The following is a 25,379-nucleotide window of genomic DNA, read 5'->3' on the forward strand; positions in this document are numbered from 1 at the left end:
CGCGGGTTCGGGCTGGGCGCAAATAGGCGTAGCGCTCCCGGTCCTCGAGAGCGCGCCGGATCGAACGCAGCCGCAACTGACCGCGGTTACGGCCGCTGTTACTCTGTGCGCGTTCGTGGGTCATGCTCGGGCTACGTACGGGTACGGCCCGGATTCCAGACGTTCACAGCCGACGTACCTTACAGTATACAAATTATATAAGCTATTGTTGGAATCCGGTGCGGAAAGTATCGCAGTCATGACGGACACACACGTTGACGAGCGAACCGAAGCGGGGACGGACAATCGACGGGCGTTTCTGCAGACGATCGGGCTGGCAACGACGGCCGGCTTGATGGGTACGGCGGCCGGAGAATCGGATTCGGCAGAGTCGACGACCGCGAGTAGCGACGCCGACCTCGTGTCGCTCTCTCACGGCGTCGCGGTCGGCGACGTCACCGCCACGACGGCGGTCGTCTGGGCGCGAGCGGCCGAGGCGGCGACGATCCACGTCGCCTACAGCCCCGACCAGTCGTTCGACCGCGTCGGCTACGATCGGACGACCGTCGACGCCGAGACCGACACCACGGGCCAGCTCCGACTCGAGTCCCTCGAGTCGAACACGCGCTACCGATACCACGTCTGGGCGACGGCGGGGGAGACCGCCTACCGGCCGCTGAACGGTCGAACGGGCGGACCGAAGGGACGCAGCCCCGGAGGGTCGAAAGGGAAAGGAAAAGGGAACGACGACCATCCCGGAAAGGGTCGCGGACCGAAGAAGCGACCGGACGAGGACGGTCGCGGCGACGGCGATCGGATCGCCGACGCGATCCCCGAGGCGGTCGAAAGCGGGACGTTCGTCACGGCCCCGGCGCCTGACGACGAGGCGGCCGTCTCCTTCGCCTGGAGCGGCGACACGTGGGGCTATGGCGACGACCCCGTCGAACCGCCGTTTCCGGGGCTGCGGACGATCGCCGAGTGCGATCCGGACTTCTTCCTCTACCACGGGGACACGATCTACGCCGACGCGCTGACGCCGGCCGGCAAGGTCACCGAGGACACCCCGATTGACGAGGCCCTCGAGATCTACCGCGGGAAGTACAAGGAGATGCGCGATCCGCCGGCCGAGGTCGCCGAGCAGACTAACCTGCAGGAACTGCTGCAGTCGACGTCGGTCTACACCGTCTGGGACGACCACGAGGTCATCAACAACTTCGCGGGGCCGATCGAGCCGCTGATGCCCGAGGGGCGACGGGCCTTCCGCGAGTACTGGCCGCTGGACCGTGACGACGACGCCGATCCCGGCGAATCAAACCGGTTCTACGACTCCTTCCGCTGGGGGAAACACGTCGAACTGTTCCTCATCGACACGCGCCAGTACCGCGATCCGAACGTCGATCTGGACTCGAAGACGCTGCTCGGACGGGAGCAACTCGAGTGGCTGAAGGGAGCGCTCGCCGACTCCGACGCGACGTGGAAGCTCCTCGCCTCGCCGGCCCCGCTGGGCTATCCCTCCGACTCGTGGGCGACCGAGGCGGACCCGACCGGCTACGAGGCGGAACTGCTCGAGGTCGTCGAACACGTCCAGACGGAGCCGGTTTCGAACCTGGTCGTCGTCGCGGGCGACGTCCACAAGTCGGTCGTGAGCGCGTACGACCCGGACGACGACGGCGAGTTCGAATTCTTCGAGGCCGTCGCCGGACCGCTGGGCGCACCCGCGGGCGAGCCCGACGATCTTTATCCCGCGCTCAACCCGACGGAGTTCTTCGCGAAGGGTGAGTACCGGAACTTCGCCACCGTCGACGTCGCCGAGTCGGGCGAGACCCTCACGATCGGCATCTACGACGAGCACGGGACCGAACAGTTCACGAAGACGATCAGCACGTCCGATATCGACGCCGCGGCCGATCCCGAGAACCCGGACCGCATCGAGAGCACCTTCGACGAGGACGCCGAGGGCTGGCTCGTCTCCCAGAACGGCGGGAGCAACCGGCCGGTCTACCACGGGACCGGCGGCAACCCCGGCGGCCACATCGGCGACGCGGAAAACAAGGGCGGCGTCGCCTGGTACTACCAGGCGCCGTTCGAGTACCTCGGCGACCGCGAGGCGTTCTACGGCGGGACCCTCTCGTTCGATCTCCGGCAGGAGCCGGCCGACCAGCAGTTCGACGCCGAGCCCGTCGAGGGCGGCGACGTGCTGTTGCAAAGCGGCGATCGCAAACTCGTCTACGAGTTCCGCGGCGCCGACGACGACCCCGGCGAGGAGTGGACCTCCTACGAGGTGTCGCTCTCGGCCGACGAGCCCTGGATCGGTCTGACGAGCCGGGAGCCACTCGCTACCGAGGAACGGTTCCGCGAGGTCCTCGCCGACCTCGAGGTACTGCGCATCCGCGGCGAGTACCGCTCCGGCGACGACACCAGCTACCTCGACAACGTCGTCCTGACGAAGTAGGGAACTCGGCCGGCCTCGAGTCGGCCGATCAGCCGCGTCGCGAGCGAAGAGCTATCCCGTTCACCTGCGAACCCACGTCCATGACACTCGAGGGGACGCTCGAGGCGGACGTATCGACGGCCGACGGCGGACCGCGACCGGGCGACGTCGCGTTCGCGTTTACCGTAACTAACGCCGGCTCTGAGCCCGTCGAACTGCAGTTCTCGGACATGTGTAAGGCGGAGTTCGTCGTTCGCGACGGCGACCGGGAGGTCTGGCGCTTTACCGAGGGGCGGATGTTCGCCCAGATGCTCAGCCGGGAGGCGCTCGCACCCGGGGAGTCGTCGACCTACGAGGCCGAGTGGGAACGACCGCGGCCGGGCGCGTACACCGCGACCGCCGAGTTGCGGGCCCAGGAGGCGTCGTGCGAGGCCCACACGCCGCTCGCCGTTCCGGAGTGATCGGCCGCGTCCGTCCGAACGAGGTTCTCATTTCTGAAATCAGTTTTCCCAACTATGCAACACTCGTTCGCGTTTCGGAGTAGAACTATTGGGCTTCTCCATAGGGTATAAATTGGCTCCGTCCGAACGGTCGGCCATGCAAGCGCTGGTCATCGCGGCGCACGGCTCGCACCTGAATCCCGACGCCTCGGACCCAACCTACGCCCACGCGGACACCGTCCGCGAGACGGGCGCGTTCGACGAGGTCCGCGAGGCCTTCTGGAAGGAGGAACCGCACTTCCGCGAGGTGATCCGCACCTTGGAGTCCGACGAGGTGTTCGTCGTCCCCCTCTTCATCAGCGAGGGCTACTTCACCGAGCAGGTTATCCCCCGCGAACTCCGCCTGGAGGAGTGGGACCCCGAGAAGTGGGACTCCGACGGCACGAGCGCCTCGCAGGTCACCCTCGAGGCCGAGGATGTCGGCAAGACGATCCACTACTGCGGTCCGGTCGGGACCCACGACGCGATGACGGACGTGATCGTCCAGCGCGCCGAGTCCGTCACAGGGGATCCCGACGTCGGCGACGGGGTCGGGCTAGCCGTCGTCGGCCACGGCACCGAGCGCAACGAGAACTCCGCGAAGGCCATCGAGTACCACACCGAGCGCATCCGCGAGATGGACCGGTTCGACGAAGCCAAGGCGCTGTTCATGGACGAGGAACCTGAGGTCGACGACGTGACCGACTACTTCGAGACCGAGGACATCGTCGTCGTCCCGCTCTTTATCGCCGACGGCTACCACACCCAGGAGGACATCCCCGAAGACATGGGGCTGACCGAGGACTACCGGCTGGGCTGGGATGTGCCGAGCGACGTCGACGGCCACCGGATCTGGTACGCCGGCGCCGTCGGCACCGAGGGGCTGATGGCCGACGTAATCCTGGAGCGCGCGGCCGACGCCGGCGCCGATATCGGCGACGCGGTCGAGTCCGTCCGCGAGGCGGCCAGCCTCGAGACCGGCGCCGATCCCGAACCGAGCGCGGAGCCGGGTGACTGATCGTGACGGCGACACCGGCCAGCGTCGAGGCGCTGCTCGAGACCGTCGACGACGGCGCGGTCGCATTCGACGGCTTCCGGGTCGAGCGCGCCGCGGACGACTACGCGCTCGAGACCCCCGACGAGGAGTGGACCGGCCTCGCGGCCGACGACCTCGCGGACGCCCTCGAGCCGCTTTCCGACTACGTCACGAACTGGCGCTACTGGCAGCGGTCCGTCGGCGGCGAGGGAACCGCCCGCCGGGCGTTCCTCCGGTGGTGTGAGCGCGCGCCGCTCGAGGTCGAGGAAGTCGGCGACGAGGAGACCGACGCCTATCCGTCGGTCGACGACCCCCTGTCCGTCCCCGAGCGCTACGACGCACTTCGGGACGGCCTCGACCGCGAGTGGGGCCAACTGTGTATCACCGCGCGACTCGTCGACGACGCCGACGACGACCCCGCCGGCGAGCGCGTCTACGACCTCTGGCACGTCGACGACGCCGGCAGCGACCTCGCCGACCTCGAGGTGTACGACGATCCGCGCGACGCCCGCGAGATCGCGACCTACGATGGAGACGGCCGCTACCGGCCGCTGAAGACGGCGCCGACGCTTCCCTCGGGGTGGGCCTTCACCGGCCTCTCCGGCGGGGAGCTCGTCGAGACCGTCGAGTTCTTCTACCCCGCGACGGTCGCCAACTGGCACCGCGAACTGCGAGGGACGCTCGACGTCGACCACTGGACCAAGACCGCCGAGCGCCAGACCGGTATCTACGACGTCTTAGACGAAATGCCCCGCGAGGGCGTCGAGTGGATGGCCGAGGCTTGCTGCGTCGACTCGCAGTGCCTGCGCCGGCGCGAGTGGGAGTTCGACGAGGACGACGAGCTCGACGTCGACGGCGGCGACGGCCCGTTCCCCTGCCGAGAGCCGTGTTCGCTGGTCGTTGCCGCCGCCCGCAAGTGGACCATCCTCGAGTCCGAGCAGGAACGCACCTACGAACTCGAGTTGACCGCCAGCGAGTACAACCAGCTCGCGGAGCTGATCGACGCCGTCGCTGAGGGCCGAACCGACGAGATCCGCGAAGCCGACGTCAACGACGGCGCGAACCGCTACCGGGCGCGCTACCTGCGGGCCAAGCGGTTCGACGAAGAGGGGAACCTCGAGGCCAAACGAATCGACGACTGAGACTGACCGCCGGGTACTCGATACTCGGATCCCGGCCGTCGCGTCACCGCCTACCAAACCAACAGCAACAGCACCGCGACGACGCCGGCGACGACGACCACAGCGGCAGCGGTGGCGACGGGACCGCCGATCGAAGCCGCGGTCAGCGTCCCGATCGCGGCCATGACGAGGCCGAGGACGGCGATCGCGAGCGTCCCCGGATCGAGCCCGTTCGAGGAGAGAAGCCGGTCGAGACCCGTCGGCGACGGGCCCGAGTCCGGGCGTCTGGGTTCGGCGAACGATTCGTCCACGTCGACCCCGTCCGGCACGGGACCGACGGTGACGGGAACGACGACGGATTCGGCGCCGTAGCCGGTCAGCACCTCGAGCGCGCCGTCGATCGGCTCGTCGATCGCCTCCGCGGAGACGCGGACGGGGACGACCGTCTCGCCGTCGCCCTCGACGTAGTAGTTCGGCGTCTCGAGCGCGGCGATTCGCTCGAGGCCGCCGTCAAGCCGGCAGTGGACGTGCGCGGGGGCGCCGTGGCTCTCCAGGCGCAGGTCGAAGGAGCCGCGGGTCTCTACGCTGTCGACGCTCGGTTCGAGCGAGTCGGACGAGCCGCGGTTGACGTGGACGGTGACCTCGGTTGACACGAATGGCGTTCCCCGGTTAGGCCGGCGTCTCTTCGCGCATGTCCGGCGGCAGCAGGTTCGGAATGCCGTCTTCGATCGGGTAGCGCTCGCCGCACTCGGTACAGACGAGGTCGCCGCCAATGATTTCGTCCGCATCGTCGCGGTCGGCGTCCTCGAGTTCCAGCTCGTGTTTGTCCAGCGGACAACAGAGGATCTCCAGCAACGACTCTTGCATAGTACGAACGGTGGCCGCATCCAGCAAAAGGTTTCGGGAACGCGGGCGCGACCCGGCGGCCGAGTCCCCGAATCGTCGCGTTACTCGTAGGGGTTCTCGACGACGACGGTCTCCTCGCGACCGGGGCCGACGCCGACGGCGTAGATGGGGACGTCGAGTTCGTCGCTGATGAACTCGAGGTAGGTGCGGGCGTTCTCGGGGATGGCGTCGTACCCCTCGTCGGCGACCTCGCTCCAGTCGACCTCGGGCCAGCCCTCGAAGCTCCGGAGGTTCGCCTCGCACCGGCCCCACTCCTCGGTCGTCGAGGGGATCGTTCGGACCTCCTCGCCGTCGAGTTCGTAGGTGTAGCCCACCTGTACCTCGTCGAGCCCCGCGAGCACGTCGATGTGGTTGACCGCGAGACCGGTGAAGCCGTTCGCGCGGGTGGCGTGGCGAAGCATCGGCAGGTCGAGCCAGCCGACGCGTCGGGGACGGCCGGTGACGGTACCGTACTCGCCGCCCTCGTCGCGGATGTACGTCGCGAGGTCCTCGTTTCGCCCCTCGGTCTCCTCGTCGTAGCCTGGCGTGTCACCGACGACGCCGCCGAGTTCGGTCGGAAGCGGACCGCTCCCGACGCGCGTGAGGTAGGCCTTGACGATCCCGATGATCTCTCCGTCGCCGACGACGCCGGGGCCGAGCCCCGTTCCCGTCGCGGCGCCACCTGCCGTCGGGTTCGACGACGTAACGTACGGGTAGTTGCCGTGGTCGATGTCGATGAGCGTTCCCTGTGCGCCCTCGAACATGACGTTCTGTCCGTCGGCGATGGCGTCCGAGAGGAACGTGCCGGCGTTGACGGTCATATTCTCCTCCTCGAGGCGCTCGCCGAAGTCACGAAACTCCTCGTAGAGCGCGTCCACGTCGAACGCGTCGGGATCGTCGAGGTCGTCGACGTCGATGTCGTAGACCTCCTCGACGAGCGCGCGCTTCTGCGGGACGACATACTCGAGTCGCTCGCGGAGGACGTCGGGGTCCAGCAGGTCCCCGATGCGAACGCCGCGGCGCCCGGCCTTGTCCTCGTAGGTCGGCCCGATACCGCGGCCGGTTGTCCCGACCTCCTGGTCGGATTCGCTCTTCACGTCCTCCTCGATGCCGTCGAGGACGCGGTGGAACGGCAGGATGGCGTGGGCGCGCTCCGCGATCCGGACATCTGGATCGAGTCCCTTCTCTTGAAGCGTGTTCAGTTCGTCGAACAGCGTTCGCAGATTGACGACGCAGCCGTTACCGAGGACGCCGACCTTCCCCCGAACAGCGCCGGACGGGACGAGCGATAGTTTGTACTCCTCACCGTCGTGAACGACGGTGTGGCCTGCGTTGTCGCCGCCCTGATACCGGGCGACGACGTCAGCGGGGTCGCCATAGACGTCGACGACTCCGCCCTTGCCTTCGTCGCCGAGTTGCGACCCGACGATAGTGACGGTCATAACAGCGGCGGGTTCTTGCCGTGCCGATAAACAGATTACGGTATGGACGGGCCCCCGGAACGGGCTGTACACCGTCGCGAGTAGAGCCGCGAGACGATCCGGGTTCGAACGATACGCTCTTATCGGTGGCCGCGAGACCACACCTCGTGGTCGATCGCGTCCGGTCGGCGGGTCCAAATCCGAGTTCGAATCCGGACGCGTTGCGAACGTTCATTAACGATTTCGGGGTTTCGGGCGCGGACCACCCACCGGAACCCGAAGCGTTAACTACTGACAGGAATGATCGTTCAGTTGAGAGTGGCCTGACAGTCGCCGAGAGTAACTTTTAAAGGTCCCAAAGACAAGTTAACAAATGCCATGATAGACCGACTTGAGAAGGAAGTTGATATGCTGGAACGACATCTTCAGGTCCTGAAGATGGTCATCGAGAACGAGCCGATCGGAATCGTGAAGATGTCCAACGAGACGGGTTACCCCCACCACAAGGTCCGCTACTCCCTGCGCGTCCTCGAGGAGGAGAACCTCATCGAGCCCTCCAGTCAGGGTGCGATCAAGACCGAGCGCACCGCGGAGTTCGTCGACGAACTCGACGACAAGCTCGACGACATCATGGACAAGCTCGACGGCATGAAGATCGAAGACGTCGCCGAAATCGAAGGCTAGTCTCTCTCCCCACGCTCTCGATACGCGCCGCCCGAACGGTTCGAGTCGCTTCGAGGCTCGGGGAAACGTTTTGCCGCGCGAGCCGCCCGTCCGACCGCCACGGCACGCCGACCGCGACGGATCGACCGGACCGGTCGACTACCTCCGGTTTTCGCACAGCTACGCACCGCTAACAGTCGCGACGTTATTCGGCAGCACTACTGCGAAAGCGTCGTCAATACGTGTCCGACGACGAGCGGAAAACGGCGTTCTGAAACGGTGATAGCTGCCCGCGGCCCGCCTACAACTCGGGGACGTTCATGTGGAACCCTTCGGAACGGGACTCGACCAGACAGAGGTGATAGCCCGTCTTCCGGGAGAGGTTGACGTAACTCATCTTCGAGCCGCGGCTCAGCAGCCCCCCGCTGGTCGCCTGCTCGGCCACCTCGAGCGCGCCGGGTTCGAAGTAACTCGAGGTGACGACGACCGCCGCCGCCAGGTCCGGATAGTTGGCCTTGACCGCCGAGGCGGCCTCCTCCATCTCCTCGAGCATCCCCTGTGTCGCGGGCTCGCGCGAGTCGTTCAGGTTCGCGACCAGCAGCGGGTTCCCCATCTTGTCGAAGGCGACGACGTCGAAGCGGACCTGCTCGGGGACGTCCTCGGTCTCGTCGTCCTGCAGCGAGATCGTCGCGTCCAGTTCGGCGCGGTCGATCTGCGGGATCGCGTCGTAGAGATCGCCCAGCCCGTCGGCGTTGCCGGTGTCGCGAATCTCGAACAGAACGGTGCTGGTGAGCCAATCGACGAACCGGTGTTCCATCGTCCCGGCGAGGAACTCCTCGTAAGGCTGACCGTCGACGGCTACGTCGGCTGCGTCGAACCCAGTGTGGTGCTCGAGTCGCAGGTTCGCGGCGACGTCCGAACGGTCGCTCTCGCCGCCGTGAGCCGACTCGAGGGTCGGCTGGCTCTTCGAGGCGTACCGCACGAAGAGGTTCGTGTCGGCCAGCGCCCGGTCGGCCGAGAGCTGCGTGCTCGCGGCCGCCGTCGCCTCGGTCCCGGTGTCGGCCTCGCGGGCTCGCTCCAGTTCGGTCTCGAGTTCCTCGATCCGGGACCGAAGGCGGTCGATCGTCGAGGAGAGTTCCTCGTTTTCCGACTGCAGCCGATCGCGTTCGGCCTCGAGTTCCTCGGCCGCGGCGACGAGTTCGTCGCGTTGCTCTTCGAGCGTCTCGACGCGCTCCTCGAGTTCGGCTACGCGGTCGTCGTTGGCGTCGCTCGCTTCAGCAGCCGCCGGGCCGGCGTCGGCGCTGGACCCGCCGCTGGGGGCGTCGGCCCGCTCTGCTTTCTGCGGCCGGCGCTTCCGGGCGGCGTTGGTCTCCTGTGGCTGCCGGCTCGACTGCTGTCGCGTCGCCTCCCCGGCTGTCCGGCGGCGCTGGCCGTTCTGATCCGTTTCGGTCTCGCGGCGCGCGCGGCTCCGCTGGCCCGTCTCGGCGCGGCTGGCCGCCCGACTCGAGTCGTCGGACTGGCTGTTGTCCGGATCGATCGACGGAATGCTGCGCGTCTCGCGCCACTGCGCTTCCTGATCGAACCGTTCGTCGGTCTCCTCGGCGTCCTCGGCGTCCGGCTCCGGAGCCGCCGTCACCGCCGGCTCTGCCGTTGCGGCTGTGGTCGGGTCCGGTTTGGATGTCGCGGCATCCGTCGGATCCGACTTCGGAACGGCGTCCGCCGTCGCCCCAGCGTCAGCCGCTCCGGCGTCGTCGTCCGACGGCGAGTCCGCGACGTCGTCTTCGGTCCAGGAGATGTCGTTTTGCTCGAGTTGCTCTGCGGCAGCTTCGACCTCGGCGAGGTCCGGACTGGTGCCGGCGGTGGCCCCCGTCTCAGCGTCGGGCTCGGCATCGGCATCGGCATCGGCGTCGGCGTCGGACGCCGAACGGGCTCGAGCGCCCTCGTCGACGGTCTCGGTCCGTGCTTCGGTCGTCGTCTCCGCCGGCTGGGTTCGATCGTCCGCCGACGGCCGGTCGCGTTCGTCGACCGACTCGGCTGCGTCGACCGGTTCGTCCGCGACCGATCGATCGCCGACGGCGCCGACCGGCTCGGCCGCGTCGGCCGACTCCGCGTCGGTGATCCCGCTTGAGGCGGGGTCCGAGTCGAGCGGCTCCGCGTCGGTCGCGGTGATCCCCGACGGCTCGGTCGATGGGTCGCTGTCGGGCGCGTCCGCCGCGGCGTCGTCGGTCGTCGTGCCGCCGATCGTGACGTCCTCGAGCGGCGCGCTCGCGGCTCCGTCGGCCTCGGTCTCGGTCTCAGTCTCGGCGGGGCCGGGCTCCGGCTCCGAGCCGGAGATGTCGATCGAGTCGAGGGCCGACTCGGTCGGATCGGCGCTCGGTTCGGCCCGCGCGTCGGCGGCGCCGGAGTTCGCTCCCGTCGCGGGACTCGAGTTGCCGGCGTTTCCGTCGCTGGCGTCGCTCGCGCTCGAGTCCGGTTGCGTTCCCGGAACGTCGGTGACCTCGATCTCGACGTCGCGAACCTCGTAGATCCCGACCTCGTCTGCGGCCCGTTCGAACGCCTCGTCGCCAGTGAAGAGGCGTTCGGCGTTCCCGACGTAGGCGGCAGCCATCCGGCGACCGCCGTAGTAGACGGCGTAGTAATCGCCGCTGAGGACGTTCTCGCTCAATTCGACGTAGCCCGTAAACGAGCCGCTCTGGAGGGTCTCGTCGACCTCTCGGAGCGGCGTCTCGTTGGTGTAGTACTTTGCTCGCGTCTCGCCGCCGTGCTCTTCCATCGTACAGAGCAGCGGGAGCGCGGGATCAGGTGCCTCGTAGCGGGTGCCCGACGCGGCCTCGAAGTCCTCGATAGCGCCATCGAGGACTCCGACGATGCGGCCGTTTAACATGAACAGCCACGTGCCGGCGGCGGAGACGGCGCCGGAGAAATCGGCGTCGGCGAGATCGGAGAGACCGTCGTAGCCGCCGCTGAACGGGCGGAAATCCCATTGTTCGACGCGCTCTTGCGTGCGCGGTTCCATACCACAACAAGCGGGAACCGCACCAAATACGTTTCGCCTAGATACAGTCTGCTTTTAGATACTGTCTCCGTTACTTCGAGGAGATCGGTGCCGGTCGCGGCGGAGCGTCGATCAGATTTTGGACTCGGCGTCCTCGGCGAGTTCCTTCATCCGCTTGCCGATCCGGCCAGCGCTCGAGAACTCGTCCTCGCTCATTCCCTTCGCCAAGGCGTTGCCGAGCACGAAGACGGCGTGTTTGTGCTCGCTTTTCGATTTGTGGACGTGGGAGGGATCGACGTCCAACTGGCGGTACGGCTCGAACAGTTCCTCATCGACGTCCTCCCGCTGGGCGAAGTACTCCATAATGACGACGAGTTCTTCGTGTAGCTCGAGGAGTTCGTCTTTATGCATGGTCGCGTATACGAAGGGTTCGGGCTTAAGCGTTGTGTGCGAGACAGGTACAATACCCGAACGGAGCGCTCAGTCCGCCGATTTCTCCCGATTGGAGGAGTCCCGTCGATACCGCTCCGCGGCCAGTGCGAACACCCAGCTTCCGAAGGCGACGGCCGCGACGAATTCTGGGATGGCGAACCACGCCGACGGCCCCTCGGCGCCGGCGCGGCTCGCGAGCCACCCGAGCCAACAGAGCGGGTGGACGATGCCGAGCCAGACGGAGACGAGACCGAGTCGGACGTCGCCGGCGAGCACGAGTCCGCTTCCGTACACCCACTGTGCAAACGGCGCGATCCCGAAGAACAGTAGGGCGACCGGCGTGTGGAATTCGGTGTCGAGATAGAACGCGTCGTGACCGAGGAAGAAGACGCCGATACCGACCAGGGCGGCCGTCGCCGCCCACAGCAGGGCGGCGCCGAGGCGCTCGAGGCCGTTCCGTGCCGCCAGCCAGAGCCGCCAGCCGAAGGGGACGCCCAGCAAGCCGCCGAGGATCAGCCCGCCGTTGAACAGCGGAAAGGTCTGGGTCTCGTAGCGCCCCATCTCCGAGAGCGCTCGAGCGCGCCAGGAGAACGTCTCCGGGGCGGCCACCAGCGTCGCGAGCACGATCGCGCCGAGGGCGACGACGGGGGCGGCGAGCCCGCACGCCGTCGCGGCGCGTCGCCGGGAGAGCGCGTCCATGCGTTCGAAATTACGCGAGGCGGACATCAAGCTGTCCCCACCGGAGACCGAGACGGAACAAGGGATTCGGGCGACGGCGGAACTCAGTCTGCGGGGAACCAGGCGAGGTCGTGGTCGGCGGTGACGCGGACGGCGACGCGTTCGCCGACGTCGATCCGGTCGGCGTGGTTGTGCATACACTCGAGGGTCTCGCCCGATTCGAGTTCGACGCGGTAGAGCGCGGTCGGCCCGAGATACCGCCGGTAAACGACGCGACCGTCGGCCGCTCCGCTGTCGGCCGGCGCGGCCGTCACGTCGTCGGGACGGACGAGCAGATCGACGGTTGCACCGTCGTGTCGTCCGGTCAGGTCAGTAACGGCGTCGCGGCGGACGCGACCGATGGCGGTGTCGACGCCGTCGGCGCGGACCTCGCCCGCGAGGAAGCTGGCGTGACCGAGAAAGCCGGCGACGAAGCGGGAGTCCGGCCGCTGGAAAACCGTCTGGGGTCGATTGATCTGTTCGATACCGCCGTCGCACAGTACGGCGACGCGGTCCGAGATCGACAGCGCCTCCTCCTGGTCGTGGGTCACGGAGACCGCGGTGACGCCGGTCTCCGTGATGATCCGGCGGACCTCCTCGCGCATCTCCACGCGGAGGCCGGCGTCCAGATTCGAGAACGGCTCGTCGAGCAACAGCAGCTCCGGTTCGGGCGCGAGCGCGCGGGCCAGCGCGATCCGCTGTTGCTGGCCGCCGGAGAGTTCGTCCGGATAGGCGCCGCCCTGAGTCTCGAGGCCGACGAGGTCAAGCAGTTCGTCGACGCGCGCGTCGCGTTCCCGCTCGTCCCGGTCCCGGAGGCCGAAAGCGACGTTCTCGCGGGCAGTCAGATGGGGAAACAGCGCGAACTCCTGGAAGACGACGCCGACGTCGCGTTCTTCCGGCGGAACGAACCGATCGGCCCCCGTGACGCGCTCGCCCTGGAGATCGATCCGGCCGGCGTCGGGTCGCTCGAGGCCGGCGACGAGACGAAGCGTCGTCGTCTTGCCACAGCCCGACGGACCCAGCAGCGTCAGGATCTCGCCCTCGCGGACCGACAGCGAGAGGTCCGAGATGACCGTCTCGGCGCCGTAGCGCTTGGCGACGCTCTCGAGTTCGAGCACCGTGTCGCCGCTCCCGAGAGCCGGTCGTCGATCGCCGGTCGCCGTCGTGTGTAGTTGTCCGTTCGCCATCGATCGCTCCCCTGGCATCCGTCGGTCTCTACTCGATTGGAACGTCGATAAAACCCGTATAGCTGCCGGTCAGTTCCGAGCGGGTGGGAATTCTAGAGTTCGACGCCGCTGGGGATCAGGCTGTGTTGGCGAAGCAGGTTGCCTTCGTCGTCGTAGACGAGAAAGGTCCGTTTGTCGTAGGTGACGAAGCTGTCGCCGTCGAGCGTGATTTCGACCTCGTAGCGGCCGTCGTCCTCGGTCGCGTCCTCCCCGTAGCCCCGGGCCGCCTGAATGAACTGGAGGACGTCGTCGGCGTCCTCGTTGAGTTCGAGAATGAACTCGCCGGTGACCCGGTTGGTCACACTGACGACGCCCGCGGTGTCGGTATCCAGCGGTTCCTGTAGTCGGAGTGCGACGTCGGTCTCCGCCGCCTCGAGAACGTCGCCGTTGGGGCCGGTAAGGCGCTCGCGAAGCATCGTCTCCGGGCCGGTAAAGTCGATCGATACCGAGGGTTTGCTCGGTTCGCCGTCGGTTTCGACCCAGTCGATATTGCTGACGTTTAATGTGAAATGCTCGCGCCTCATTCCGTACCCCTCGCTTCGCACTCACACCGTATCAACGTAACGCACGACCGGTTACCGATTCGGCCGATCGATTCCCCGACGTCGGCGGGGCGCACGCCGCCGACTCGCTCGAGCACCGATCGAACGGCCATCTCACTTATGCCCCTCGCCGCGCGACATGCCACGAGAACGACCCCGCTCGCGAGCCGCGTCGACGCCGCGGTTTACGTCCGACGCTCGCGAGCCGACTTCATCATGTCCGACCAGCGCGATACCGACCCGGTCGATTCGATCGCAGCCAACGGGAGCGACGGCGACGGCGACGGCAACGGCGACAGTGTCGGCGGCCGCCTCGAGTCGACGCTCGCGAGCGCCCGCCGAACGCTCCGCCGACTCCGCGAGACGCTGCAGGGCTCGGAGATTCGGGTGCCGAACTACGATCCGTCGGCGCACGGCCCGCTGGTGACGTTCGACGGGATCGACGGCCTCGAGGAGGTCGACTGCTACTGGGTCGACGCGCCGTTTTCGTTCGTCACAATCGGCCGCGACCGGTCCGCGAACGAGTACCGCTACCACGCCGTCGAGCCGACGCTGCGGGACGACGAGGCGAGCCTGCTCGAGACGCTGTTCGAGGACGTCCGCGACCCTCTCATCTACCGCGAGGACGGGCGAAGCGATGCCCCGGAGCCGCGAGCCGCGAGTCGCGAGGACGGGATCGAGGCGCTCCTGCGCGAGACGATCCGCGAGTACTTAGAGCGCTACGGCGCGGACGTCGACACGGCGACCTTCTACCGGCTCTTCTACTACGTCCACCGGAACTTCCGTGGCTACGGGCGACTCGAGCCGATCATGCACGACCCCCGCGTCGAGGATATCTCGTGTGACGGCTACGACCTCCCGATCTTCGTCTACCACGACGAGTATACCGACATCGAGACGAACGTCTCCTTCGGCGCGGACGAACTCGACGGCTTCGTCGTGCGCCTCGCCCAGCATTCGGGGCGACACATCTCCATCGGCGACCCGATGGTCGAGACGACGCTGCCTGACGGTTCGCGCGCGGAACTGGCGCTGGGTCGGGAGGTGACCCCGCGCGGCTCGGCCTTCACCGTCCGGAAGTACGCCGACGAGCCGTTCACGCCGATCGACCTGCTCGAGTACGGCACCTTCAGTGTCGAGCAACTGGCCTACCTCTGGCTGGCGATCGAACACAACAAGAGCCTCATCTTCGCCGGCGGGACGGCCTCGGGGAAGACGACGAGCATGAACGCCGTCTCGATGTTCATCCCGCCGCGAGCGAAGGTGTTGACGATCGAGGACACCCGCGAACTCCAGCTCTCCCACGACAACTGGCTCTCCTCGGTCACCCGCGAGCGCATCCACGAGGGGAGCGACGTCACGATGTACGACCTCCTGCGGTCGGCGCTGCGCCACCGCCCGGAGTACATCGTCGTCGGCGAGGTCCGCGGCGAGGAGGCGATCACCCTCTTTCAGGCGATGAACACCGGCCACACCACCTACTCGACGATGCACGCCGACTCCGTCCAGACGGCGATCAATCGCTTAGAGAACGAGCCGATCGACGTCCCCCGCCCGATGGTCGGCAGCCTCGACATCCTCTCGGTCCAGACGCTGACCCGCCTCAACGACGGCCGCGTTCGCCGGAACAAGGTCCTGGCCGAGATCGACGGGATCGACCAGCGGACGGGCGAACTCGACTACTCGACGGCCTACACCTGGGAGGGCGACACCGACACGTTCCGGTCGTCGGGCAGCGCCGTTCTCGAGGAGATCCGGGACGACCGCGGCTGGAGCCAGCGCGATCTGCTCGCCGAACTCGAGCGCCGCGAACGCTTCCTCGAGTACCTGCGGGCGAACGGGATCGCCGACTACCGGCGCTTTACCGCGCTAGTCAACGAGTACTACGCCGACCGGGAAGGCGTACTCGAGCGGATCGACGCGGCGGCATCCGATACCGACGGTGATCCGGCCTCCGGCTTCGAACCGGACTCCGACTCCGGTCGCGACTCCGAATCCGGACTCGAGTTCGGATCCGACGCTGGAACCGAGACCAGGATCGGACGGACCGGCATCGACCGACAGACCGAGAGCGACGGGTCCTGATCAGCCATGTCGGTATCGACCTTCCTGCCGCTCGCGCTCGCCGCGCTCTGCTGTGCGCCCATCCTCGCGGCCAGATACCACGACGGCGTCGACCGGCGGTTGACGCGGGCCGCGATCGGGCTCTTCGGCGGGTACGTCGACGAGTTCCGCGACGAACATCCCGACAGGCAGGCGGCGCTGCGAGCTGCCCACGTGCCGGTGACCTACCGCGAGTACGGCGCAACGACGGTCTGCTACGCCGGCCTCTTTGCGATCCTCGGCTCGGTGCTCGGCATCTACGTCATTTGGGGCCTGTTGCTCGTGCTCTCGGTCGATCCCGAGACGCTCCGGGCGGCGTTGCCGAGCGCCCTCGCGTTCCTCGCGAACCTCGGTGGCGTGCCCTCGCTGTCGCTCGTCGAACTGTTCGGACTGTTGCTCGCCTCCTGTCTCACGCTCGGCGCGGTCGTCGGCGGCGGCGCGTACTGGTTCCGGTGGTGGTACCCGCGCTACGTCGCCGACGAGCGCGCCCGGCGGATCGAGACGGCGCTGCCCTCGACTGTCGCCTTCCTCTACGCCCTCTCTCGCAGCGGGATGGCGTTTCCGAAGGCGATCCGCATCGTCGCCGCCCACGAGGCGACCTACGGCGAGGCCGCCGCGGAGTTCGACGTCGCGGTCCGCAACATGGACACCTTCGGCGTCGACGTGGTCTCCGCCCTCCAAACGATGGGCCGACGCTCGCCGAGCCCCCAGTTTCGCGAGTTCAGCGAGAATCTGGTCAGCGTCCTCCAGAGCGGCCACAGCCTCTCTGATTTCCTCGAACGCCAGTATCACGACTACCAGGAGGAAGCCGAGTCCCAGCAGGAACGGACCCTCGGACTGCTCTCGACGCTCGCCGAAGCCTACGTGACGGTGCTGGTCGCGGGTCCGCTCTTTCTCATCACGATCCTCGTCGTCATCGGGATCGCCGTCGGCGACACGCTCGAGCCGCTGCGGGCGCTGATCTACTTTATCCTGCCCGTCGGCAACCTCGCGTTCGTGATCTACCTGAGCGTCGTCACCGACAAACTGACCCCCGGCTCGGCGGCGAGCGACGCGGGCGAGGCTCCGTCGTCGGACCTCCCGGGAGATATCGCGCGTGAGGCGCGGCCCGACGGTGGGTCCGTCGATAGCGGCGCCGTCGGTGCCGACACCCACCCGAACGACGAACGCCTCCGGTACTACCGGCGGCTCCGCGGCCTGCGCGAGCGATTCGGGGATCCGGTTCGGACGCTGCTCGAGCGCCCGGCGCTCTCGCTCGCGATCACCGTTCCGGTCGCCCTCGCGGGCGTACTGTGGCGGTTCCCGGCGGCGCTCGAGGGGGGGTTCGACGTCGCGGCGATCGACGACGCGATCGCGGCGGGGCTGCTGGTCGTCCTGACCGGCTTCGCGATCTGTTACGAGGGCCACCGGCGCCGGATCGACGCGGTCGAGGCGGCCGTCCCGGATCTGCTCGACCGACTCGCGAGCGTCAACGAAGCCGGCATGTCGTTGGTCTCGGCGGTCGACCACGTCCGCGGCTCGGAGTTGGGACCGCTCGGCGCCGAACTCGATCGCGTCTGGGCGGACGTCCAGTGGGGCGCCGACCTCCAGACCGCGTTCGCCCGACTCGAGCGGCGGGTGCGGACCCGGACGACCGCCCGCGTCGTGACCCTGCTCACCGAGGCGATGACCGCGAGCGGGAACCTCGCGACTGTCCTCCGGATCGCTGCCCGACAGGCCGCGGCCGACCGGCGACTCGAGCGCGAGCGCAAACAGGCGATGGTCGAGTACACCATCGTCGTCTACGTCTCGTACCTGGTCTTCCTGTTTATCATCGCGGTGCTCGCGGCGTCTTTGCTGCCGAACCTGCCCGCGGCGGGAGCCGATACCGCGACCGCAACCGGATCCACCGCGGTCGACGGACTCGGCGGCTTCTCGGACTCCGATCGGGCGACCTACGACACGCTGTTCTACCACGCGACGCTCGTTCAGGGGCTGCTCTCGGGGCTGATCGCCGGCCAGTTGAGCACGGGGGATATCCGCGGCGGCGCGAAACACGCGGCGGTCATGGTCGGCCTCTCGATCCTCCTCTTCGCCGTCGTGGTCTGACATTCCGGCGAGACGGATGTCTTGCCGACCTCGCGGAAGCCTGCTCCCGCTCAACGGCAGTCTCTTCGGATCCATCCGCGGTGGCCAGATCAGCCAACCGGCACGGGTAGGACTGAACGGGGCGATCCGCTGGCGCCGGCGCCAGTGGATCGGGGCTTTCGGTGGGACTGAACGGGGCAGACACACTCGACCGCTCAGGATCGAGCGTGTCTGGGGCTTTCGCGTTGCGAACGGTTTTTGCGCATTCCCCGACGAACACCGACGATGGCCGAGGAGCAGGAGTCCGACCTCGAGGACGACGCACAGCGACGGGCCGCCGTCCGCGACACCTACGATCGCATCGCCGACCACTTCGCGTCCACGCGAGAGTACGCCTGGCCCGAAGTCGAGGCGTTCGTCGAGAAAGTGGCCGACGACCTCGAGACCGACGGGAACGAGTCCGCGGTCGGCCTCGACCTCGGCTGTGGCAACTGTCGGCACGCCGAACTGCTGGCCGACCACTGCAGGACTGTCGTCGGCCTCGACGCCAGTCGGGGGCTCCTCGAGACCGGGCGCGAACGCGCCCTCGAGCGCGGGTTCGCGGTCGCGCTCTGCCAGGGCGACGCCGGACGGCTGCCGTTGGCCGACGACAGCGTCGACGTCGCGGTCTACGTCGCGACGCTGCATCACCTGCCGACCCGGCGCGCTCGACGCGACAGCCTCGACGAACTCGCGCGAGTCCTCGCGCCGGGGGGCCGCGCCCTCGTCAGCGCGTGGTCGACCGCCCACGATCGCTTCGACGCCGACGAGGGATTCGACACCACCGTCGAGTGGACCCTCCCCGGCGGCGAGACCGTCGATCGCTTCTACCACATCTACGCGCCCGACGAGTTCGAGGCCGCCCTCGAGGCCAGCGCGCTCGAGGTCGTCACCTGGGAACTCTCGAACGGGAACTGTTACGCGACGGTGACCGCAGCAGGCGGCGAACCGCAGTAACCCGAACACGATCGGCCGAGAGCCGCCGGTTCGGCCGTCTGTTGTCCGTTTATGACCGATGGATAAACTTTCTCCGGCGACGTTTCGACGGGACAACTAGTAGTTATCGTCGCCCGAAACATACTTGAAAGAGTTCCGAGGTGTCGGTAGAACATCCGGTTTTAGAACACAATACGGAAAATTCCCATCCATATTCTACTAATTTCCATCTCGAGTTCAGGGGATGGATGTGTAAGACCACTCTTACTTCCGTGAATGGGCGACGGGTTTTATGGTACCCTCGTCCTCCAGCGCCAAATGCGCTATGACGCGACTCACGCGACGCTCGACGCTGCAGTTCGCAGGCGCATCGCTTGTCGCAGCTACCGTCCCCGCAACCGCATCCGCATCCGAAGACGGCTGGACGGCCGTCGAGACTCCCATCGATAGTACGCTCCACGACGTCGCGTACACGGCGACGAACGCTCACGCGGTCGCCGAGGGCGGTACCGTTCTCGAGCGGACCGACGCCGGCTGGGAGGTCGTCTTGCAGGGTGGTCCGACCGGCAACGGGAACGACCTCTACGGAGTCGACGTGACGGACGATGGCGAGCGACTCTGGATCGTCGGCGCCAGCGGCGCAATCGGCGAATATGACGTCACCACCGGCAACCTCGTCGATCGCTCTGCGCCGAACGACTACACGGCCAACTTCAACGACATCGCCGTCACTGGCCCCGCAGGTGACGCGGACGTCTACGTTGCCGACGACTCCGGCTCGATCCACTACAGCTTCCAGAACGGCGAGGAAGGCACCTGGGAGTACGTGGTTCCCGGCAGCGGCTCCGGTCTGAAGGCGATCGAGTTCTTCGGCGACCGCGCGGGCCACGCCATCGACACCAACGGCCGCGTCTACGCCACCGACGACACCGTCGAGGAAACCTCGACGAGCAGCCAGCCGTCGTCGACGGCTGACGACGGCGTCACGTGGAATCCGATCGGCATCGAGGACGCCGACTCCACGTTCTACGGCCTCGACAGCGACGCTGCCGACGACGTCACCGTCAGCGGCGGTAACGCCTCGATCTTCGAGTACGACGGCAGCCAGTGGGTTCCCGAGAGCCTCGGCGACGCCGACCTCTTCGACGTCGAGACCGGCGGCGACGAGGGGTACACCGTCGGCTCCGGCGGCGTCATCTTCGAACTCGACGGCGGCGAGTGGACGCTGAACCAGACGCCGGTCGGCGAGAACCTGACCGCCCTCGCCGACGGCCCCACCGCGATCGCCGTCGGCTCCAGCGGCACCGTCCTCGAGCGATAATCCGGCCCGTTCGCCTCCGCTCCGCCGCTCCCAGCTGCAGTTCTCCTAGCGTCCAACCTCACGCGCTCACACCGTCCTGTCGGTAACTCGCTCGAATGACTGCGCTCGTCCCCTTGAGTGCTGTATGGTAGCCACAATATTTTCTCTCATTGGAAAGTTAATCCACAACTATTGTTAGTCATATTGTCCAATTCTGACAAAGCCTGTATTTGTCGGAATTAGGACCTCTCGAGTACAATCTGCCATAGAGTATAAGTAATGTGGACTGAATTTCCAGACGATAACGACTGTCATATGAATTTACCAGAACGAATCTTCTCAGTCGGGGGTGCAGGAAAGCAAATCGCGTTGGAGCTACTCGAATCGGAGTGGGTCCTTCGCGAGATTCTGCAGCCACGACGGAATCCGCAGTCCGTGCGCGTAACAATTCTTGATACGGCCGAAGAAGAGGAGAACTCGGACCGAGAGCGAATCGCCGATATTCGCGAACGGGTCGCGACGCTGAAATCGGAGCTTCGGGAGACCGGAACCGGTCGTCCCGGCGACATCTCGATCGAGTACAAGATGATCACCCGGAACATCCAACTCAACGACCAGAACGATCTGATCGGTGAGACCGCGGTGCCGCGGATCGCGGCCGGGAACGGGATGGACGAAAACGACTGGTGGGTCGAGGAACAGCACATCAACGAGAACCTCGACTTCGCGACCGGCGTCGTCCGGAAACGAGGGCTCGGAAAGGCCATGTACTACAAGGCCTACGCGGAGGACGACGAACTGTCGACCTACATCGACCTCCCGGACAAGGGGAAGGTCGCCGTTCTCGCCGGACTCGGCGGCGGCACCGGCTCCGGGATCGTCATCGATCTGGCGCGTCACCTCCAGAAGAAACAGCGAACCGCGGAGATCACGCTGTTCGGCATCCTCCCGAACCACACCGAGGGGATCCGAGAGAACGCAAACGCCTTCGCCGCCCTCTCGGAACTCGAGTACCTCAACCTGATCGACGAACCCGCGTTCAAGGATCGCGTCCTCCTGCCGATCGATCCGACGGGCTTCGACGGCAAGGGCGGGAACAAGATCCAGAACGGGCAGCTGTTACAGGAGTTCGACGAAGCGATCGTCTACCTGATCGCCGCCTACTACAATACCGTCGGCACCGAGGACCCGTTCGCGGACTCGCCGACGTACGCGCCGTTCACGATCGGGATCCCCCAGATCCTCCGGTACAACGTCGAAGCGATCAACGAGGGACGGACCGCCCTTCGCGAGATCCTCTCGGCCAAGGAGGAAGCCGTGCAGGCCGAACGAGACATCTACACGCAGATCGAACGGTTCCTCGACAACCACTACGACGGCCCCAGCGGCGAGGGCCTCCGGGACCTCGACCGCGCGGACTTGAACGAGCGCTTCGACGAACTCCGATCGCTCCTCGACTTCGAACTGTTCAACGAACTCGAGTACGAGTCGGTCTCGATCTTCTCGGAGATCATCTCGGACGCCGAAAAGGAAAGCGAGGATATCTCCGAGCGGATCGACATCATCTCGGGGTCGCTCCGGGCCGTCGATACCGCCGGTCAGCAGGCCGGGCGGTTCGTCGACAACATCGACGAGAACCTCGCCGAAGCGCTCGAAGCGGACCTGAAGGCGATCGTCCAGCGACACCGACTGCTCGTCCAGAAGCAGTCGATCGACGACAGCCGCGTCAGAGACGCCGTCGAGTACCTCATTAACAACGACGACGGCAGCGGCAACCCCGGTGTGAAACTCAACCGCCTCGAGACGCAGCTCTCCGATATTTCCGACCAGCGCGCCCGACTCGAGGACGAACTCGAGGAAACCGTCGAGGAACTCGAGCGACTCGAAGCGGAGCAGGCCGAGGAGATCGACCGGAAGGTTCGCGACTGGGAACGCGACGTGACCCAGACGCTCGAGCAGTACCAGGCGGTCGACGTCGAGGCCATCCGCAGCGACCTCTCGGCGCTGACGCGCGAACTCGAGCAGTTCGTCTCGGAGACCGTCAACGCTCGAAACGACACCGACGTCGAGCAGGTCTCAACCCAGGAGATAACCCAGCAACTCGACGGTATCGAAACCGAACTCGACCGCGTTGGGATCGACTTCCACGAACAGCGCAGCGACATCGAAACGTCGATAGCGGCCCTCAAGGAGACGCGGAAGGCGGCCTTGACGATGAACACCGAGGCGGGAACCATCGAAAAGCTCACGCCGTGGTCCGGAAAGACCGAGCAGGCGAAGGAGGAGGCCCACCGCAACTTCCGCGTCCAGAAGAACAAGCTCGACGAGCGGGGCGTGTTCAGCGTCGGTCCGCCGGGTTCGTCGTTCAGCGCGGAGGTCGAGTACAACGACGGCGCGCTCCTCGACGAACTGCAGGCGCGAACGCGCGAACTCGAGGACGAAATCGTCAACGAACTCGCCCACCGACTCGAGTCGTTCGGCGCGGACCGCCGCCGCGAGATCGAATCGGAACTCGATCATGGCGCCGACTTCGGTCGCCTCCGGGAGATCGCTCGCGAGGCGTTCAAAGCCGAAATCGGCGGCACCGACGACGTTCGAGAACGCAAGGCGGATCTCGAGGACGAACTCGAGGAACTCGAGCAGGGGTACGAGACCTACGAGGCGACGGTTGACCTCTTCGAGGAACTCAACCAGCGCCGCGAGGCGTACGCGAACCGCCTCGCCGAGTTCAACCGGAAACGCAACGAGTACGACGCGGAAACGTCGACCCGCTCGGTCGCGACCGAGCGCGACGAGTCGGTGTACGTCAAGAACATCAAGCCGAACGACGTCTTCCGGGCGACCGGCGACGAGGGGATCGGCGACAGCGATCTGTTTAACAGCCGCGAGGAGAACCAGCGGGTCCACAGCTCCCTCGAGGATCTCGTCGAGAACGTCTTCAACGAACAGTACTCCGGGATCAAGAAGCGGAGCTTCAGCAAGGGCCGACAGCGGTACAACGATATCAAGGTCCGCGTCGGCGTGTTGAGCCAGGCGGTCCATCAGATCGATCCGGACGCCCTCGACTTCGAGAACCAGTTCAACAGCGCGTTCGATCTCGGTGCGAGCGGCAACCGCGTCGAGAACCCGTACACGACCTGGCAGCACGATATCGGCGACAGCTGGGACATCGGCGTGAGCGCCTTTATCGACGGCATCTTCCTCGACAACCTGCGGAAGATGGTTCAGGCCGACGGCTACCGCTCCGGCTACGAGAAGCGTTGGTCCGAACTGGGTGACGACATCCTCATCCACCACAACCACGGGCTCGAGGAGGGCTACTACGTCCGACGGAACGAGATGCTCAACATGGAGAGCGACGACGACGTCGGCTTCTATCTCCAGGACGAACCCGACATCGTTCAGGGGCTGTTGGACGAGTACGTCGACGTCGTGTCCGTGGCTGATGAGGTGGACGGCGACGACGGCACCGATACCGATACCGATACCGATACCGACGAACGGACGACTGCAGACGATCAGACCTACGAGTTCAGCGGTGGAGTGCAATGATCACAGCCGCCGTCACCACACTCAACCGACACCGGGAGAAGGTCTCGCTGGTCGGCTACTTCGTCGTCATGCTCGGGCTGACGCTCCCGCTGGCGACGATGCTGGGGTCGGCCTACGAGGATGGGAAGCTCACGCGGTCGCTGATCGATCTCCACCTCCTCGTCGACGCGATCGATCTCGAGGGGGTGAGCGTCTTCCTCCTGGGGATCTTCATCGGGTTACTGATCCTGTTAACGATCGATCCGAAGAAGCGCTGGCAGGGGTATCTCCTCTGGATCGGACTGGTCATTTCGTTGCTCGGCCTCTGGACGATCGGACTGTTCATTCCGAACATCGACTTCACGTCGACGACGAACCTCGGTTGGCTCGCGGTCGGGATCCTGCTCGGACTCGTTCTCGGCGGCGGTCGGAAGTTGCTTCGGACCCAGACCGCACAGGCCTTCGAATTCCGCAGCGCTGCGAAGGGGATCTATCTGATAGTCGCCCTGCTGATCGTCAGCGCGTTGATCGAAACGCACCTCGTGTATCCGACGATCTTCGAAATCACCGCCGACGGCGTCTCGATCGTCTCTTCCGAGACGTCGGGCGTCTCGGTCGAGACCGACGGGCTCGCCCGGAACGCGGTGCTGAGCGGGATCTTTATCCTTACGGTCAGACGGTTCATCCAGTACGACTCCGAAGAGGACTTCTTCGTTCTCGGTCCACGCGGCTCCGGGAAGAGCCTCTTCCTCATCGGCGCGTACCTCGAGGCCCTGAACCGCGGCCGGAACGACGAAGCGACCAAGCAGACGCCGCTGCAGCCGAGCCAAGAACTCATGAAGATGGTCGAGAACCTCGACCAGCGATCCGAGGGCTGGCTCATCGAGGCGACGGGTCGCGGCGAGATCAAGGACCTCGCGTTCCAGTACGTTCACGGCTCGACGTTCCCGAAGAACGTGAAGGTCTCGAGCATCGACTACGCGGGCGAGTATCTGAGCCGACTCCCCGACGCGCTGTCCGGCGCCGTCACCGAGGATGACGCCGACAACACGCTGTTACGGCTCTCGGACGGCGTCGAAGACGCGGACACGCTGATCCTGCTGGTTGACCTCGAGCGGTACGCCAACGGCGAGTCGCTCGACATCTCGGAGTACTTCAGCATTCTCCAGGCAGCCAACGATAAGGGCATCTTCGTCGTGGCGACGAAGGCCGACGTCTTCATCGAGGACTTCCAGAAGGAACAGGGGATCGAACCCCACCTCGCGTTCGACGAGTTCAAGGACTTCGTCAATCAGCGGCTCCGCCAGAGCGAACAGATCGATAGCCTCATTCGTCAGACCGCCGGCGCCGAGATTCACCCCGTTTACTATCAGACGACGGAGAACGAGAACGGCGATCGCGTTCCGATGCGCGACGAGACCGGCTCGGTCATGACGATCGGATTCGACCGCCTGCTCAATGAACTCGGACGGTGAA

The 25,379-nt window shown here is 66.2% G+C and carries 19 protein-coding genes; 11 read left to right on the forward strand and 8 right to left on the reverse strand.

Annotated features, from left to right (window positions below):
* Positions 1 to 238: 238 nt before the first annotated feature.
* The 4 genes from EH209_RS11595 (at position 239) to EH209_RS11610 (ending at position 5,067) form a co-directional block, all read left to right on the forward strand.
* Positions 239 to 2,431, forward strand: a complete 2,193-nt coding sequence (locus EH209_RS11595) for an alkaline phosphatase D family protein (protein ID WP_126663048.1) — start codon at positions 239 to 241, stop codon at positions 2,429 to 2,431.
* A gap of 80 nt (positions 2,432 to 2,511) precedes the next feature.
* On the forward strand, positions 2,512 to 2,871 hold the full coding sequence (locus tag EH209_RS11600) for a BsuPI-related putative proteinase inhibitor (protein ID WP_126663049.1): 360 nt from the start codon (positions 2,512 to 2,514) through the stop codon (positions 2,869 to 2,871).
* 136 nt (positions 2,872 to 3,007) lie between these two features.
* Positions 3,008 to 3,907, forward strand: a complete 900-nt coding sequence (locus tag EH209_RS11605; protein ID WP_126663050.1) for a CbiX/SirB N-terminal domain-containing protein — start codon at positions 3,008 to 3,010, stop codon at positions 3,905 to 3,907.
* 2 nt (positions 3,908 to 3,909) lie between these two features.
* Positions 3,910 to 5,067 carry a DR2241 family protein gene (locus EH209_RS11610; protein ID WP_126663051.1) on the forward strand — a complete coding sequence of 386 codons (1,158 nt, stop codon included), beginning with the start codon at positions 3,910 to 3,912 and terminating at the stop codon, positions 5,065 to 5,067.
* Between the two features lie 50 nt (positions 5,068 to 5,117).
* Here EH209_RS11610 and EH209_RS11615 read toward each other — a convergent pair whose 3' ends face one another.
* The 3 genes from EH209_RS11615 to EH209_RS11625 all read right to left on the reverse strand — a co-directional run bounded on the left by EH209_RS11615 (position 5,118) and on the right by EH209_RS11625 (position 7,373).
* A complete protein-coding gene (locus EH209_RS11615; RefSeq protein WP_126663052.1) occupies positions 5,118 to 5,699 on the reverse strand; it encodes a DUF7524 family protein in 582 nt (193 codons plus the stop codon).
* A gap of 16 nt (positions 5,700 to 5,715) precedes the next feature.
* Positions 5,716 to 5,913: a methytransferase partner Trm112 gene (locus EH209_RS11620; protein ID WP_008892685.1), complete on the reverse strand. Its 198-nt coding sequence runs from the start codon at positions 5,911 to 5,913 to the stop codon at positions 5,716 to 5,718.
* Positions 5,914 to 5,993: 80 nt separating this feature from the next.
* Positions 5,994 to 7,373 carry an adenylosuccinate synthase gene (locus EH209_RS11625; RefSeq protein WP_126663053.1) on the reverse strand — a complete coding sequence of 460 codons (1,380 nt, stop codon included), beginning with the start codon at positions 7,371 to 7,373 and terminating at the stop codon, positions 5,994 to 5,996.
* Positions 7,374 to 7,730: 357 nt separating this feature from the next.
* Between EH209_RS11625 and EH209_RS11630 the strand changes: the two genes are divergently transcribed.
* Positions 7,731 to 8,036: a hypothetical protein gene (locus EH209_RS11630; protein WP_008892687.1), complete on the forward strand. Its 306-nt coding sequence runs from the start codon at positions 7,731 to 7,733 to the stop codon at positions 8,034 to 8,036.
* A gap of 280 nt (positions 8,037 to 8,316) precedes the next feature.
* Here EH209_RS11630 and EH209_RS11635 read toward each other — a convergent pair whose 3' ends face one another.
* The 5 genes from EH209_RS11635 to EH209_RS11655 form a co-directional block, all read right to left on the reverse strand.
* A complete protein-coding gene (locus EH209_RS11635; RefSeq protein WP_126663054.1) occupies positions 8,317 to 11,031 on the reverse strand; it encodes a DUF7527 domain-containing protein in 2,715 nt (904 codons plus the stop codon).
* A 111-nt stretch (positions 11,032 to 11,142) separates the two neighbouring features.
* Positions 11,143 to 11,421 carry a UPF0058 family protein gene (locus EH209_RS11640; RefSeq protein ID WP_008892689.1) on the reverse strand — a complete coding sequence of 93 codons (279 nt, stop codon included), beginning with the start codon at positions 11,419 to 11,421 and terminating at the stop codon, positions 11,143 to 11,145.
* A gap of 69 nt (positions 11,422 to 11,490) precedes the next feature.
* The gene (locus tag EH209_RS11645; RefSeq protein WP_126663055.1) at positions 11,491 to 12,141 is read right to left on the reverse strand and encodes a DUF998 domain-containing protein; all 651 of its coding nucleotides are present in this window, start codon (positions 12,139 to 12,141) and stop codon (positions 11,491 to 11,493) included.
* 83 nt (positions 12,142 to 12,224) lie between these two features.
* Positions 12,225 to 13,346, reverse strand: a complete 1,122-nt coding sequence (locus EH209_RS11650) for an ABC transporter ATP-binding protein (protein WP_126663591.1) — start codon at positions 13,344 to 13,346, stop codon at positions 12,225 to 12,227.
* 92 nt (positions 13,347 to 13,438) lie between these two features.
* Positions 13,439 to 13,909, reverse strand: coding sequence for a DUF5793 family protein (locus EH209_RS11655; RefSeq protein WP_126663056.1), 471 nt, complete (start codon positions 13,907 to 13,909; stop codon positions 13,439 to 13,441).
* Between the two features lie 234 nt (positions 13,910 to 14,143).
* On the opposite strand from EH209_RS11655, the gene EH209_RS11660 reads away from it, so the two are divergent.
* The 6 genes from EH209_RS11660 to EH209_RS11685 all read left to right on the forward strand — a co-directional run bounded on the left by EH209_RS11660 (position 14,144) and on the right by EH209_RS11685 (position 25,378).
* Entirely contained in the window at positions 14,144 to 16,012 is a 1,869-nt protein-coding gene (locus tag EH209_RS11660; RefSeq protein WP_126663057.1) for a type II/IV secretion system ATPase subunit, read from the forward strand.
* Between the two features lie 6 nt (positions 16,013 to 16,018).
* Positions 16,019 to 18,118, forward strand: a complete 2,100-nt coding sequence (locus EH209_RS11665) for a type II secretion system F family protein (RefSeq protein WP_126663058.1) — start codon at positions 16,019 to 16,021, stop codon at positions 18,116 to 18,118.
* A 264-nt stretch (positions 18,119 to 18,382) separates the two neighbouring features.
* Positions 18,383 to 19,093, forward strand: a complete 711-nt coding sequence (locus EH209_RS11670) for a class I SAM-dependent methyltransferase (RefSeq protein WP_126663059.1) — start codon at positions 18,383 to 18,385, stop codon at positions 19,091 to 19,093.
* Positions 19,094 to 19,397: 304 nt separating this feature from the next.
* A complete protein-coding gene (locus EH209_RS11675) occupies positions 19,398 to 20,393 on the forward strand; it encodes a hypothetical protein (RefSeq protein ID WP_126663060.1) in 996 nt (331 codons plus the stop codon).
* A 294-nt stretch (positions 20,394 to 20,687) separates the two neighbouring features.
* The gene (locus EH209_RS11680) at positions 20,688 to 23,924 is read left to right on the forward strand and encodes a tubulin-like doman-containing protein (protein ID WP_126663061.1); all 3,237 of its coding nucleotides are present in this window, start codon (positions 20,688 to 20,690) and stop codon (positions 23,922 to 23,924) included.
* A complete protein-coding gene (locus EH209_RS11685; protein ID WP_126663062.1) occupies positions 23,921 to 25,378 on the forward strand; it encodes a hypothetical protein in 1,458 nt (485 codons plus the stop codon). The genes EH209_RS11680 and EH209_RS11685 overlap by 4 nt, the downstream gene beginning before the upstream one ends.
* Position 25,379 lies beyond the last annotated feature (1 nt).

Source organism: Haloterrigena salifodinae (assembly GCF_003977755.1).
Taxonomy (GTDB): domain Archaea; phylum Halobacteriota; class Halobacteria; order Halobacteriales; family Natrialbaceae; genus Haloterrigena; species Haloterrigena salifodinae.

Coding starts and splice junctions, on each gene's coding strand:
- EH209_RS11595 (WP_126663048.1), top strand. CDS start 239: ATGACGGACACACACGTTGACGAGCGAACCGAAGCGGGGACGGACAAT.
- EH209_RS11600 (WP_126663049.1), top strand. CDS start 2,512: ATGACACTCGAGGGGACGCTCGAGGCGGACGTATCGACGGCCGACGGC.
- EH209_RS11605 (WP_126663050.1), top strand. CDS start 3,008: ATGCAAGCGCTGGTCATCGCGGCGCACGGCTCGCACCTGAATCCCGAC.
- EH209_RS11620 (WP_008892685.1), bottom strand. CDS start 5,913: ATGCAAGAGTCGTTGCTGGAGATCCTCTGTTGTCCGCTGGACAAACAC.
- EH209_RS11625 (WP_126663053.1), bottom strand. CDS start 7,373: ATGACCGTCACTATCGTCGGGTCGCAACTCGGCGACGAAGGCAAGGGC.
- EH209_RS11630 (WP_008892687.1), top strand. CDS start 7,731: ATGATAGACCGACTTGAGAAGGAAGTTGATATGCTGGAACGACATCTT.
- EH209_RS11635 (WP_126663054.1), bottom strand. CDS start 11,031: ATGGAACCGCGCACGCAAGAGCGCGTCGAACAATGGGATTTCCGCCCG.
- EH209_RS11640 (WP_008892689.1), bottom strand. CDS start 11,421: ATGCATAAAGACGAACTCCTCGAGCTACACGAAGAACTCGTCGTCATT.
- EH209_RS11645 (WP_126663055.1), bottom strand. CDS start 12,141: ATGGACGCGCTCTCCCGGCGACGCGCCGCGACGGCGTGCGGGCTCGCC.
- EH209_RS11650 (WP_126663591.1), bottom strand. CDS start 13,346: ATGGCGAACGGACAACTACACACGACGGCGACCGGCGATCGACGACCG.
- EH209_RS11655 (WP_126663056.1), bottom strand. CDS start 13,909: ATGAGGCGCGAGCATTTCACATTAAACGTCAGCAATATCGACTGGGTC.
- EH209_RS11660 (WP_126663057.1), top strand. CDS start 14,144: ATGTCCGACCAGCGCGATACCGACCCGGTCGATTCGATCGCAGCCAAC.
- EH209_RS11665 (WP_126663058.1), top strand. CDS start 16,019: ATGTCGGTATCGACCTTCCTGCCGCTCGCGCTCGCCGCGCTCTGCTGT.
- EH209_RS11670 (WP_126663059.1), top strand. CDS start 18,383: ATGGCCGAGGAGCAGGAGTCCGACCTCGAGGACGACGCACAGCGACGG.
- EH209_RS11675 (WP_126663060.1), top strand. CDS start 19,398: ATGACGCGACTCACGCGACGCTCGACGCTGCAGTTCGCAGGCGCATCG.
- EH209_RS11680 (WP_126663061.1), top strand. CDS start 20,688: ATGAATTTACCAGAACGAATCTTCTCAGTCGGGGGTGCAGGAAAGCAA.
- EH209_RS11685 (WP_126663062.1), top strand. CDS start 23,921: ATGATCACAGCCGCCGTCACCACACTCAACCGACACCGGGAGAAGGTC.